Genomic DNA, 12,292 nt, shown 5'->3' with positions numbered 1-12,292 from the left:
CTATATTTTTAAGGCAGTACGCCAAAGCCGAATACCTTGTCCCGCCCGGGGTTGCCAGCATCTAAAGCTATTTTCTTCATTTTTAACAAGGCGGCGTGTCTTTGTTGCTCTGTGCGGAAAAAACATGCGTACAGCGAAGTGGCACGAGGGGAAGCCATTGAGGTTCCTGTTTGCCTAACCGTTTTTCCACTAGGGTGTGCAGCATCAACCGATACGCCATATGCAGCGAAATCTACATAGTCACCTTGGTTGGCCCACCTGTATATTTCATGTAATTTATCCACTGCGGTTATGCCAAGTGTTTCTGGGTAGGCTGCGGGGTATAAGGGTAAAGATGCTGGCCCTTCATTACCTACAGCTGCAATAATTTGAATGCCGTTTCTATCTAGCTGTTTTATAACACGCGCTAAAATAGGGTTGTCGGGCCCTGCAATGCTCATATTTATGGCATCAACCTGCTGTGATGCTAAATAGTTAAGGCCTTCAATTAATGACATCAGTGTTGCTCCTTGGCTAACACTATTGCGTGAGTAAAATACACTAGCATTAAATACTTGGCTTGATTCAGGCAGTGACGCCGCTAATAGGCTCGCTACTGCTGTGCCGTGATCTGAGGAAAAGGCTACTGTATTTTCTTGGGACATTGGCTGCCCTATAACTTTTCCATCACCTTCCCTGCTCATATTACTATCTTTACTGGGCTCGCTCTTCTGACTTTGACCAACAATAAAAGAGGCTTGTGTTAGGCTAATATGCGACAGCATTGGGTGTGTAGGCACAACATGGGTATCAACCATTCCAATGCGCAAGGGTATCAAACAAGATTCAAATTTTTGCGATGATGCTTCTAACTTATGTGCAGACTCTGGTTTGCTTTTGTTCGTAGCCGCTTCGCTTTGCGATAAGTAAATATGATTTCGTCCTATTTGAGACTGCAGATTTCTGGGTAAACTGTTGCGAATATACGACACTTCATCCTTGTCCCCTGTTACCTTTACTTTATAAAGCCACTGAGAGAGTGCAGGTAAAAACTTTACCTCTAGTATTTCCATATTCGTGCCATTGAAATATGCTTTATCGGCTTCCTCACCTATAAAAAGCCACTCCTTTTCAACGGCAAGAAAACCATTTTCTAACCTAACTTCTTTGATAATTTTCTGCCCCGACGCAGATAATATAGTCGTGGCCGTAGGAGCTATAAATTGGGGGGCGGGGACCTTGCCAACAACACCTGAACCCAATGTAGATAGGTCTCTGGCGCCATCGACAGACGTTTGCACCTTTCGTCTTGCTTCCTCTCGAATGCTCTTCAATTCCGAGGGCGCTCTATCAATTATCGGGCGCACCGGTGAAACCACTTGATTCAATGTTCCTGTAAGTTGGGCTTGAGAGATAGAAGCTGCAAACAAACCTACTATCCCCACAAAGAGTGTGTACTTCATTTTGCTACCTTATTGAACATATGGGAGTAGTTCAGTGCCTTGAGAAGGAATGGCATAAATTGTGCCATGGTCATAAATAGAGTCTAAGACACTGCTGCCATTTTATGTAGTGACGAATAGAAAGAAGAAAAATTCCGCTGAGTGTTGAAGAAGGGCTGATAACCTAAATTTACAAAAGCTCGAAATAAATCGTTATTCAACGGAATAAAAATACTCGTGGCTCGTTAATAAAGTATTGATAACGGAAATCTTCACGAAGGTACATGAAAATGAAAGATGAGTTGACCGAACTCGTCCCGTCATTGCGAAAGTTTGCATATTCATTGACGGGTAACATACATGATGCTGATGATTTACTTCAGAACACGCTAGAACGGCTACTAAGTAAACCCATTCCTGAGCAAGTTACACTAATGGCATGGGCATTTAGAGTGTGTCGAAACTGCTGGATAGATGAATACAGGGCGAAGAAAGTGAGAACTAACGCTAGCGATACCCTTTCATATGAAGCGCAATCAGCAAATGACCATGTAGATATGGATGAAACGGTAACCCACTCTATGACATTGAAGCAGATTTCAAGCGCCATGGATGAACTGCCTTGTGAGCAAAGAGAAACCCTCTCTTTGGTGGCAGTACAGGGAATGAGTTATGCCGACGCATCTGAAGTTTTACAAGTGCCGGCAGGGACCATTATGAGCCGTCTTGCCAGAGCCAGAACGAAAATATCAAACTTACTAAACGGGCAAAATGAGGTGCTATCGTGATCTTATCTGACGAAAAACTCTCTGCTTTCTTAGATGGAGAGTTAGATGCTGGGGAAATGGATACGGTTCGCGAGGCGATAGCACATGACGTAATGGTTTCTGACCGTCTTGCTGCACTTGCAGAAGTAGACAGAGTAGTGAAAGTGGCTGCGGAAAAGGCGACTGCAGTTGCGCTCCCTAAAGAAATCGTCGCGCTTTTGAGTGATGACAGTCGCTTAAGTGAGAAAAGCGTAATACAGGGTCGTAGTGAACGTTTGAATGGGGAAAGCTCAGCAAACCAGGCCTCAGCAAATCAGAGTTCAGCGGTAAATGTGAGGCCGTTTCCTCGAAAAGTGAATGCCGCTGATGGCGCACGCGGTGAACAAACAAAGTGGAAAGGGCCATTTGCCATAGCTGCAAGTGTGGCGGTTTTTGCTGGTTTGGTATTCTTTAACCAACAAGGTGCTGATACTTCACAACCTTCACACTGGGCTAATGTATCGTCTGCGCTCGACAGTAATTTAAGTGGAGAGACTACCTCATTTGAATCCGGCGTAACGGTGACGCCTAAACTGTCTTTTTTAAACACTGACTTTAACTTTTGCCGTCAGGCGGAAGTGACGTCTCAAGATGAACTAAATGTAATGATTGCTTGTAAAGACAAGCAAGGCGGCTGGCAACTTGCGGCCAGCAAATTGGATGAGTTAGGCGCTAATACAGGTCAATATCAGACTGCTACGGGTGCCAAACTGTTAGAAGATAAGTTAGATATGATGATGGCGTCTGCGCCATTAAACCGAGAGCAAGAGAAAAACGCAATTGAAGCAACTTGGCTAGCTAAGAAAGCCGAAGGAGTAGATGATGAAAACTAAAATTATGTTAGTACTTGCGGTATTGATTATAACTGGCTGTGCAAGTCAACCTGATTATAGACAAGCAGATAAAGGCGGTTTTGGTTACAACGAAAGTAAGTTAAGTGATACCCAATACCGCGTACACTTTAAGGCGAAAGGAACCGATAAGGGTAAAGCCATGGACTATGCCATGTTGCGCGCAGCTGAGCTAACCCTACTGGAAGGTTATGACTGGTTTGTGGTTACCGACCGCGAAACCTTAGTAGACAAAGAAACGGTTCAAACCACTCCAACAGCGGGCTTTAGCCAGCGTTACGCCCGCGTCACTGACTGCGGTGTATTAACTTGCCGCACGTCTTATCACCCCACTAGCCAATTCGAAACCGGGGTTTTCGTGGGAGGCTCTCAAAAAAGTGAAATCGAGAGTATTTTGAGTATAGAGCTAGGTAAGGGGACTCGCCCTACTTCGGCAACCAGTTTTGACGCGAGAGAAGTACGTGAAAACCTACAGCCGAAGGTAGAAGAGTAAGTTATTTTAATTACTGATTTGAAAGCAAATAAAAGGGCCACAACACTGTGTTGTGGCCCTTTCATAATTTACTCTAACAAACGCTAATCTCTACTTAAAAACCGCTTTTGTTGAAGTGCCCTAAGGTAAATATGACTTATTAATTGAAGTATGCGTCTACTTCTTTTTCAGCCTCGTCACGGCTTTTGCCGTATTCCTGCTGAATCTTACCTACTAATTCTTCACGGCGACCGTCGATTACGTCTAGGTCATCATCGGTAAGCTTACCCCATTTCTGTTGTACCTTACCCTTCATTTCTTTCCAATTACCTTCAATACGATCATTGTTCATAACGTGCTCTCCTTATCCAAACAATTGGTTGAGAAAACTGACGAAAAAACTTGCCAGTTATATAAATATCAGCAAAGGACATTCCACAATATAGGTTGCTGATAATTATCAATATTATCTTAATGTGAAAGCGCCGAAGCAGCGTTTTTTATGCAGAATTTACAAACAATTGCAAACACTACAGAACAATGAGTAAGGCATTAGACTAAGGATTTAGCAAAGGCTTCACTATCCTGCCTCTTTTCTATTTTGTGCTGATCTTCGCTACGACCTTTTTTCCAATAGCTACTTATATACAAACTGTCGTGAGCGACAGTTTTTTCATCCCTAAGCCATGTGCGGATAGCTCGCATATCTGAAAATTCACACGCAACCCAAACTGAAGGGTTGCCTTCTAACCAATCTAGCTGTGTAAGGCTATGGGGCAAAGATTGTTCATAAACCCATTCCACCTTCACCCCTTCAGGCTTTTCAAGCTCAACTGCGTCTTGTTCATCTTGAATTTTAATTACTGCATAACCTTTAGTATGAGAGGGAAGAGTCGCAAGGTGATTTCTAATACTGGGTAGAGCAGTCATATCGCCTGCTAGCAGTACCCAGTCATAATGTTCGTTTAAGCCTTTGCTAGAGCCTGGACCTGCTAATGTAATAACGTCACCAGGTTTAGTACTTGTAGCCCACGCTGAAGCAGGCCCTGTTTTACCATTATCTGCGTGAATAACCATATCTAAAACCATTTCGGGTTTATCCGCATCAAAGTGAGCAACCGTATAAGTGCGCATTGCCACTTGGTCCATATCTGTAGGTTTGTTGAGCGGGTTTCCGTTTTTATCGAACATAAGCTTTACATAAGCACCCGCCGCTACGGCAGGGAAAGTGCGGAGATCTTCACCACCTAAAAAGACGCGCTGCATAGTAGGGGTTATACGAACAGATTGTGTCACAACAGCTTGGCGGGGTTGGGGTTTAGCCATTAGTTTCTCCTTAAAAATTTAAGGTGATTTTATTTGATAATAGTTCTCATTACCATTTCTTTAGTTGGAATGATAACGTTTGTTAAATTCTGTTTTTTAGATTAAAGGCAAGATATTTACAACACTGACTTCAATTGATAGATAAGCACAGCGAAGTAGGGCTTTAAAAAGGTACTAATTTGGAAAATAGGAGGCAAAAGAAAAGGGGCTAAAAAGCCCCTTAAAAAAACCACAACATAACTTGGAAAACACATTTACACACCACAAAGACGCACACTCAACGACTTCATGTATTAAGTAAGATAGCCCAATCCTGAAAAGGTTCCGCATTTTTAATAATAAATGGTAAAAAAATAAATACCTTTGAAAAACAATTATGAAACTACAGGTGCGCGCCTGTGATGCTAGTCTTTAAATCTTATTCGTGGCGGCTAGCTCTTTGCAACGCTACATAGACTACACAAGTGGTAACGGCAATTAGCACTGACGCTACAGCGAAAGGTAAGGCAATATTAACTTGGTATACCACTGCTGCAAGTGTCGGCCCTATAACATAGCCCATGGCGGTAGTGGCTGTAATTAACCCGGTAATGGTCGCTTGTTGGGAAGGCGCGCAGTAGGTTGTTGCCGCTGCAGCTAATGATGGGTAGGCCATACCCATACCTAGCCCCATCAAAGCCATGGCAAAATAAAGCACAAACAATGAGTGTTGAAGGAACAGTAACAGGTAGGCCAATCCCAATAGAGGAAGTGCCAGCGTGATCATTGTCTCTTTACTTATACGCCCTTTCTGTACCCAACCAAACTGTGCGGTGAGAGAGGCTGCGGCGCTGACCATCATTGCAAAACCCACCTGTCGAGCCGCTTCAACGGGCGTGTAATGATAAAAATCGATAAAAAAGAAGCCCAGCGATTGCTGCATCATTGCCATAGCGCAAAACACGCAAATACATGCAGCCACAAACACATACGGCACTTTGGTGGGGGCTTGATTGTCTTCGCTTATATGCACAGCCGTCTGTTGCTTAGATAAAGGCGGTAAAACTGGCAGCTTAAAATACACCAGTGCCAGTGCTAACAAGGTTAATAGAACAATACTGTAAAGCGGAGCTAATAAGCCGAAACCCACCAATAACCCTGCATAAGCTGGACCGACAATTTGCCCGACATTGCTTGCAGAGGTCACTTTACTAATAGCACTTACCCTAGCCTGCGGTGAACTTATAGCGACAGCGTAACCTACAGCAGAGGGTGGCGTTGCTGACATAACGGTAGATTGCAAACTGCGACTTATCAGTAGCGCTAGGAATAAGTTGGTACCACTGATAATGCCAGAAAACCCTGCCATCCACGCGCTAGCGAAGGCAAAGGTACCTAAGCTATAGCCAGTAAGTCCCACCATAAGTATTCGTCTGAACCCAGCGCGCTTTGCTACTTTGCTCCATACACTAGTTCCGAAAGCGAAAATAAGCGCGGAGCTCGACATGATTGTTGCTATATGAAACTCTGAAAGGCTGGCTTGGCGACCCATAGAAGGAAGCGTAGTTAGCATGACGCTTTGACCAACAGATGTCGCGAGCAATGCACAGAAGAGAACTTTAAAAACAACAGTAGATGCGGATGGCGATAGCACGCAAGTAGCTCTTTATTTAAGCGGCGGAAGTCTTGTTTATATTATCACAGTAGAGAATAAAAAAATGCCCGCCAAAGGCGGGCCAAAATCAGAGGTATGTAAAGGCCGGGATGGGCCTTTGAGGGGAGAGGAATGTCGTCGGGTGACAACTCACTAATAATATCGACGACATTACCAGTGTCCTCACTATGGTCTCGCTGAAGCAACACACATGTACTTCAACGAATCCAAATAGGGTCAACAGTCCTTTGCTGCACGAGACATCACTGTCAGTGCTTGCGATGTAGGTACTCAGTGCTTGTTCGCAATCCTTATGAAACAAGAGCCTTGCATCCTGCGAGTTTATCTAGGTTATCTTTTACCTAACCTCATCATCGACCAGCAATTTAACGAATGCTCTACAGATATCCTTCAATCTCAAACACTGACTCATCCTTTTATCCCTAGTGACCATTCCATATACTTCCTATGTCGTCACCTTCAGTCTTTGCTATTTACGTAATCTGGCCTCTCCGTCGCTAAAGCCATCCTGGCTACAAATTACGTTCTGCGTTTATCCGTTAGTCTAATGTATGCGTGAACTGTGCCAAATATTAAAAGATGTTCAGAGTTTATTTATGTTATTGAATTTTAGAAGGTTTTATGTTTTTTAAAGTTTTTGGGTTGTTATGTGAGCAGTCGAAAGAAATAGGACTATGTAGATTTTTCTCAGTAGCGTGTAGCGTTTTACAAACACGTCTAATGACGCTTAATTAACATTTTGCAAAGATAAACGTTTCTCGCATATTGCCCGTCTGTGATATGTTATAACGTGTTCATCAAATAATATCTTTAGGTTGTATTAGTGAAACTTTCTGTCACGCTTTCTGGCGTTAAATTCGGTTTAATTGCAGCGTTATTGGTTTTAACAAGTACGCTTAATCTAGCTTCGGCCGCCGTTTATGAAGAAATTGACTGGGTCGCCCTTATGCCTGAGGATGATTTGAGTGCGCTTTTAAACAGACCAGAATTTTTAAATGATATTGCTGACGGGTCTGCTGCCGACTCAATTGATGACTTTGCCTCGAAGCAGTTAGAAGATGAACAAGCACAACGATATCAACAAGCGTTAGTGTCAACACGGGTAATAGATGAATTTGATGGTAAAGCCATCCGCATCCCCGGATTTATTGTACCTTTAGAGCAAAATGAAGAACAAAAGGCCACTGCCTTTTTCGTCGTACCGTATTTTGGTGCTTGCTTACATATGCCGCCACCGCCGCCCAATCAAATTTTGTACGTTGAATACAAAGAAGGTGTCGCAGTAGAAAACTTGTACGACCCTTATTGGTTCGAAGGTACGGTCAAAATCGACAACCATGAAAGTGCACTGGGTACATCAGCCTATTCATTAGTGCTAGACAGCTTTACGCTGTACGAGGAGTAACTAACATGAAAAAGACGGTCGTTGCAGCCACTCTTTTATCAAGCTCAATAGTCTTTCATAGCAGCGCATGCGAACTGCACGCGGGTATGGGTAATATGCAGTTTGGTTTTCAGCATCCTATGATGCAGCAGCACCTAGCGGCAGCGAAAGAGCCACTTATCTCCCTTAATATCGATAGGAAGCATGAAGTGGCAAAGCTCGAAGCGTCTGCTGTACCTCTGCGATTTACCATTCCTTCGAACTATAAAGAAGTGAGTGTAGATGTAATGGCAAGCGACGGCGTAACGCTACTTTCGCCGCAGCGATTCGCCCTGGTCTCGGCTAAAGGTGAACAAGCTATTAGCTTTCAGGCAAAAGAAGAAGGCACCCACGAACTCGTACTAAAAGTGTATGCGCTTAAAAAGAATGTGCCAGTCACTTATACGCGCAAAGTAAAAATTTTAGCGAGTTAGGCGCTGAATGCACAAATGAAGCGCCCCTCTTTTGCTTTACTGGCTTTCTTTATTGCATTCGCCGCATTAGGTGCGTTCGTCGGTTTAGGGCTTAATGGCAAACTTAATGGCCTTATCGGATTTTTCAGCAGTAACGTTGTTATTTATCAAGACGGCACGCGGCTGCAAGAAACTCAACAGTATCAAGTTTTAACTTGGGATGCCTTGTTACCTGAAGCTGAAAAAACGTTACTGGGTAAAGCCCAGTCTAATCAGAATTCTCAACAAAATTTACCCCTTCATGAACAAGTATTTCAGTCTATTCAGCGTACGTTCGACGATGAGTATCAACAAGCGCTGATCTCAGTGAATACGGTTGATACATTTAACGGAGAGTATGTTGAGCTTAGCGGGTTCATTGTACCTGTTGAAGCTAATGCAGAGCGTGAAATAACGGCATTTTTCATTGTTCCATATTTTGGCGCATGTATTCACTATCCGCCGCCTCCGCCCAATCAAATTGTATTTGTTTCGCTAAATAATACCCATGAACAAGGCGGTATTAGCGGAATAGACATTCAGCAGGCTTATACATTCTCGGGTGAGTTTTCTACGGGGCTTTATGAAGACCCTCAAGGAACATCGGCTTACCTACTGGACGTAATAGAAATAAAGCCCTATTCAGGATTGGGAAATGGCGTTAACGATGGAAAAGCGGAATCTAAGAATGGCGCTTTCCATATAGAAAGCGACATTCGTTAATTTTATTTTTTCAATGTATTACCAAGAACCGTACATTGGGTTTGGCAGAATAAAAATCTCTGTACCAACTCGAGGCATTAGCGTCTCGACATTAGCAGACTCTTGGGTTACGCCGCCCACATCTTCAATATTGTCGCCAATTTGCATGATAATAGTGTGAGGCGCCGCCCACGTAGATGTGGCGTCTTTAGACGCATTTGAACATGCGATTTTACCTTGGGTAAGCTGCATTCTTCGCAAGTCTTTGTCATTAACCATACCTTCTAGTGCGACTGCTTCTTTATCTTCAGCAGTGCGGCCAACTACGCAGGTATTGCTGGTGGTCAGCGGTAAACCTTGTACCAAAAGGTTATTCCACGTGTGCTTATCAAGCGTTTTATCGCGATTAGTAATAAGCGCCACTTTTCCATTTCGCTCAACAACCTCGTTGATAAATTCAGCGACGCCGGGAACCAGTGTGGCCTCTTCACGCTTTACCCAGTCAGCCCAGCTTTTTGATGAATAACCTAAGCCGACACTCTCGCGCTCTTTTTGGTAAGTACTATTATCTAGCACGGTTTCATCAACATCCATGACTACAACGTCGCCTTCAGCAAAACGCGTTGGCAGTGCGGCAATAGCTTGGTTGTAAACAAAGCTTGAGAGGACAGGGTACTCTTTGCTACTGGTTTGATATATCACGGCGTTAGAAAGCGTATGCGCTTTTTCACCGGCCAGCGAAGTAGATGGTGTTGACGAGCATGCCGCGATAACTGATATCGCAGCGCTAATGCACGCTAGTTTGCTGATATCAGCGAATTTGTTTACAGATAACAAAGTTATTTTCCTTTTATCGTTTTTTCTGCTTGCGAATTTCAACGTACACAACCATGTATGATTTTATCGGTGAACTGGGCCTGATATTTCAGCGATAGCGTCGTGTGCATGCAGACTTTCTTGATGTTCTACTTTTACACGAAAATAGGTTGCTTGGTAATACGTACTGAACGCGGCATGTAGACGTCTTACCGAATCTTCAACGAACATTAGGTTTTCGGCATTGCGTTTCGCAAACGCTTGCTCATCTTTTCGCTTAACCGCGGTTTGAAGCGGTGTGCCCAGCGCGTTCTCTGCTAAATCGATAATACCAATAAAATCAGGAATATCTTTGTTAGCTAAGTCCAAAGTTATGTCGGCAAACGAGCGCTGCGCATGAGCCGTGGCAATGCTGGCTTCTTTAGAAGCAAGCCAAGCGCCCATTTCTTCTATAGTTGGTTGCTGCTCTTCAGGTTGCATTCCGGCAAATTGCTTGCTCTCAAATTGCTTGCTCTCAAATTGTTTTACAAAGGCTTCTGCCAATGCCTTGCGAGAAAGTGATGCTGAGCACGGGCACGTACTGGAATAAGGCACTCTTAGCTTGAGTTGCGCTTTGTAATGCTCTGATGAACGCATTACACACAGTGAAGTAGGGTAGGACTGATACCCTGACGTTTTACTAATAAGCGCTGGACGCGACACGGTTAGATCAAAATGCAAATTCAACTGCGCACTTTTACTCAGCCCATCTTGCGATTCGATAAGCGCGTTCATTAACGTGGTTAGTGCCGACTTGTGAAGGTCCTTATTGCTTAAGTACTGCTGTAGCAGGTTGTACAAACGAGACATGTGAATGCCTTTGGCGTTGGGATGATCTAAACTTACTGTTACATCCACCTTTGCCTGACTACTTAAGCGTTCTCCGCGTTTACCTAACACATGCAGGGGTATTGCAATGCCCTGCATCCCAACATTATCAATAACAGGAACTTGAGCAGTAGATTGCTCAGTAGTGACATCGGGTAGCACCGTGTCGCGATAATTGAAACTAGACAAAATTACCTCTGAATAAAACCTTAAAAACTGTTACATCGCAATACTTGTAGGTGTCGCTCAAAGAACACGCGTATATGAGGAAGTGATGAAACTAATAGGTGTGTGATTGTGCTCTCTCCCGCTCTTCGCAGGTAGAGCCCTGAGTAGCTTCTCTAAGGCGGTAATTGGCAATATGCGCACTGACAATAACAAATGAAGCGATTACAGTAATAATAACTTCACCATATTCGCCAAGCACCTCGTGCCCTAAACCTACCCATTCGACCAGCAGTGGGCTGCTTAATAATGTAAGACCAGTAGCGCCAGCTAACACCACCCATTTATTTTTATGATGTAAATAGCCTACTGAAAGCGCAAAGGCGCCAACAGGCAGTACAAAAAACAGCAATATTTGGTGGAATGTTTCATCATTAAGAATAGATACGCTTGCCAATGCCGGTATGGAAATCAATAGAATAGGCGTTAATAAACAATGGATGACGCAAAGCGATGAAAGGATCATAGCGATTCTGTCTGAAATGAGCTGCACTTTTGGCACTGCGCTGCTTCCTTGAGTTATTGAATTCATAGTACATTCCGAATATTGCTATGGCGCATGCTTCATTAATGAAACTTGCGCCTCAGAGTATAAAAATAATTAGTTGTTAATGGATAACATTGGCTGACGAGGGGTTATTTCCATAGCGCCTTGCCCTTTGTTTGTTACCCAAATAGTGTTGACATGCTGCAAGCTTGGCCAATGGGAAAACCCTGTCATTTCAATATTCTGCAAAGGTTTTTGGCAGCTAAGCAAGTACGCTACGCGAAAATCAGAATGGGTGTTGTGATGGGCGTCGCTTTCGTGTTCACTGTCATGCTCATCATGCTCATCATGCTCATCATGCTCATCATGCTCATCATGCTCATCATGCTCATCATGCTTGTCATGTTCATCATGCCCCTCGGCTATTTCCCAAGGGCTTTCAAGGGTGGTATCGAGCAATTCACACGTGTTGCTGAAGGTAAAAATGTCGTTGAAGCGCAGAAACAATTCCCGCATGTTCTGATAGCGTTTCTTTTCGTCAGCTGTGGTCGGTGTGTACTCAAACCCCAATACATCGGCAACAGGTAACTGCAGCACAAACTGCCATTCACTTCCCGCTTGTAGGATTTGTAGCTTCCCTTCGCCGTGAGTATGCGGCGCAGCATGAATAGTGCTTATACCCATTCCAGCCAAGTTCAATCCAACAAGAGCACCTACTTTAAGCAAAGCTGAAGAGGCGCGTAGCCCTTTTTGCGATCCTTTCCACTTAACCGAAATAGTTTTCATTTTT

The 12,292-nt window shown here is 43.8% G+C and carries 14 protein-coding genes; 6 read left to right on the top strand and 8 right to left on the bottom strand.

Annotation, left to right across the window (positions count from 1 at the left end; translation table 11 throughout):
• Positions 1–8: 8 nt before the first annotated feature.
• A complete protein-coding gene (locus tag PCAR9_RS18800) occupies positions 9–1,442 on the bottom strand; it encodes a S8 family serine peptidase (protein ID WP_179984910.1) in 1,434 nt (477 codons plus the stop codon).
• Between the two features lie 269 nt (positions 1,443–1,711).
• Here PCAR9_RS18800 and PCAR9_RS18795 point away from each other — a divergent pair, with 269 nt between their 5' ends.
• Genes PCAR9_RS18795 through PCAR9_RS18785 form a run of 3 tightly spaced genes read left to right on the top strand, consistent with a single transcriptional unit; the run spans position 1,712 to position 3,571 of the window.
• Positions 1,712–2,209 carry an RNA polymerase sigma factor gene (locus tag PCAR9_RS18795; RefSeq protein WP_179984909.1) on the top strand — a complete coding sequence of 166 codons (498 nt, stop codon included), beginning with the start codon at positions 1,712–1,714 and terminating at the stop codon, positions 2,207–2,209.
• Positions 2,206–3,060, top strand: coding sequence for an anti-sigma factor (locus PCAR9_RS18790; RefSeq protein WP_179984908.1), 855 nt, complete (start codon positions 2,206–2,208; stop codon positions 3,058–3,060). Before PCAR9_RS18795 ends, PCAR9_RS18790 begins: the two co-directional genes overlap by 4 nt.
• Complete coding sequence (locus PCAR9_RS18785) at positions 3,050–3,571, top strand: CC0125/CC1285 family lipoprotein (RefSeq protein ID WP_179985285.1); 522 nt, start codon at positions 3,050–3,052, stop codon at positions 3,569–3,571. The genes PCAR9_RS18790 and PCAR9_RS18785 overlap by 11 nt, the downstream gene beginning before the upstream one ends.
• 139 nt (positions 3,572–3,710) lie before the next feature.
• Here PCAR9_RS18785 and PCAR9_RS18780 read toward each other — a convergent pair whose 3' ends face one another.
• The 3 genes from PCAR9_RS18780 to PCAR9_RS18770 form a co-directional block, all read right to left on the bottom strand.
• On the bottom strand, positions 3,711–3,902 hold the full coding sequence (locus PCAR9_RS18780) for a CsbD family protein (RefSeq protein WP_012519989.1): 192 nt from the start codon (positions 3,900–3,902) through the stop codon (positions 3,711–3,713).
• Between the two features lie 200 nt (positions 3,903–4,102).
• Complete coding sequence (locus tag PCAR9_RS18775) at positions 4,103–4,876, bottom strand: siderophore-interacting protein (protein ID WP_179984907.1); 774 nt, start codon at positions 4,874–4,876, stop codon at positions 4,103–4,105.
• 418 nt (positions 4,877–5,294) lie between these two features.
• A complete protein-coding gene (locus PCAR9_RS18770) occupies positions 5,295–6,458 on the bottom strand; it encodes an MFS transporter (RefSeq protein ID WP_332066662.1) in 1,164 nt (387 codons plus the stop codon).
• An 895-nt stretch (positions 6,459–7,353) separates the two neighbouring features.
• Here PCAR9_RS18770 and PCAR9_RS18765 point away from each other — a divergent pair.
• From PCAR9_RS18765 to PCAR9_RS18755, 3 genes are read left to right on the top strand one after another with little or no spacing between them, the layout of a single operon-like run.
• Entirely contained in the window at positions 7,354–7,935 is a 582-nt protein-coding gene (locus PCAR9_RS18765; RefSeq protein WP_179984905.1) for a DUF3299 domain-containing protein, read from the top strand.
• A 5-nt stretch (positions 7,936–7,940) separates the two neighbouring features.
• Positions 7,941–8,387 carry a hypothetical protein gene (locus tag PCAR9_RS18760; RefSeq protein ID WP_179984904.1) on the top strand — a complete coding sequence of 149 codons (447 nt, stop codon included), beginning with the start codon at positions 7,941–7,943 and terminating at the stop codon, positions 8,385–8,387.
• Between the two features lie 15 nt (positions 8,388–8,402).
• The gene (locus tag PCAR9_RS18755; RefSeq protein WP_179984903.1) at positions 8,403–9,128 is read left to right on the top strand and encodes a DUF3299 domain-containing protein; all 726 of its coding nucleotides are present in this window, start codon (positions 8,403–8,405) and stop codon (positions 9,126–9,128) included.
• Positions 9,129–9,146: 18 nt separating this feature from the next.
• On the opposite strand, the gene PCAR9_RS18750 is transcribed toward PCAR9_RS18755, so the two are convergent.
• The 4 genes from PCAR9_RS18750 to PCAR9_RS18735 form a co-directional block, all read right to left on the bottom strand.
• Positions 9,147–9,944: an HAD family acid phosphatase gene (locus PCAR9_RS18750; RefSeq protein ID WP_179984902.1), complete on the bottom strand. Its 798-nt coding sequence runs from the start codon at positions 9,942–9,944 to the stop codon at positions 9,147–9,149.
• A 63-nt stretch (positions 9,945–10,007) separates the two neighbouring features.
• Positions 10,008–10,979, bottom strand: coding sequence for a GTP cyclohydrolase FolE2 (gene folE2, locus PCAR9_RS18745; protein ID WP_179984901.1), 972 nt, complete (start codon positions 10,977–10,979; stop codon positions 10,008–10,010).
• Positions 10,980–11,070: 91 nt separating this feature from the next.
• Positions 11,071–11,547, bottom strand: coding sequence for a MerC domain-containing protein (locus PCAR9_RS18740; protein WP_232091252.1), 477 nt, complete (start codon positions 11,545–11,547; stop codon positions 11,071–11,073).
• 69 nt (positions 11,548–11,616) lie between these two features.
• Positions 11,617–12,288, bottom strand: a complete 672-nt coding sequence (locus PCAR9_RS18735; protein ID WP_232091251.1) for a ZrgA family zinc uptake protein — start codon at positions 12,286–12,288, stop codon at positions 11,617–11,619.
• Positions 12,289–12,292 lie beyond the last annotated feature (4 nt).

The organism is Alteromonas macleodii (assembly GCF_903772925.1).
Taxonomy (GTDB): domain Bacteria; phylum Pseudomonadota; class Gammaproteobacteria; order Enterobacterales; family Alteromonadaceae; genus Alteromonas; species Alteromonas macleodii_A.
This window is presented reverse-complemented; position numbering and strand designations above follow the sequence as displayed.

Bases quoted from the DNA above. Each gene is read 5' to 3' on its own strand.
- PCAR9_RS18800 (WP_179984910.1), bottom strand. From the start codon at position 1,442: ATGAAGTACACACTCTTTGTGGGGATAGTAGGTTTGTTTGCAGCTTCT.
- PCAR9_RS18795 (WP_179984909.1), top strand. From the start codon at position 1,712: ATGAAAGATGAGTTGACCGAACTCGTCCCGTCATTGCGAAAGTTTGCA.
- PCAR9_RS18785 (WP_179985285.1), top strand. From the start codon at position 3,050: ATGAAAACTAAAATTATGTTAGTACTTGCGGTATTGATTATAACTGGC.
- PCAR9_RS18780 (WP_012519989.1), bottom strand. From the start codon at position 3,902: ATGAACAATGATCGTATTGAAGGTAATTGGAAAGAAATGAAGGGTAAG.
- PCAR9_RS18775 (WP_179984907.1), bottom strand. From the start codon at position 4,876: ATGGCTAAACCCCAACCCCGCCAAGCTGTTGTGACACAATCTGTTCGT.
- PCAR9_RS18760 (WP_179984904.1), top strand. From the start codon at position 7,941: ATGAAAAAGACGGTCGTTGCAGCCACTCTTTTATCAAGCTCAATAGTC.
- PCAR9_RS18755 (WP_179984903.1), top strand. From the start codon at position 8,403: ATGAAGCGCCCCTCTTTTGCTTTACTGGCTTTCTTTATTGCATTCGCC.
- PCAR9_RS18740 (WP_232091252.1), bottom strand. From the start codon at position 11,547: ATGAATTCAATAACTCAAGGAAGCAGCGCAGTGCCAAAAGTGCAGCTC.
- PCAR9_RS18735 (WP_232091251.1), bottom strand. From the start codon at position 12,288: ATGAAAACTATTTCGGTTAAGTGGAAAGGATCGCAAAAAGGGCTACGC.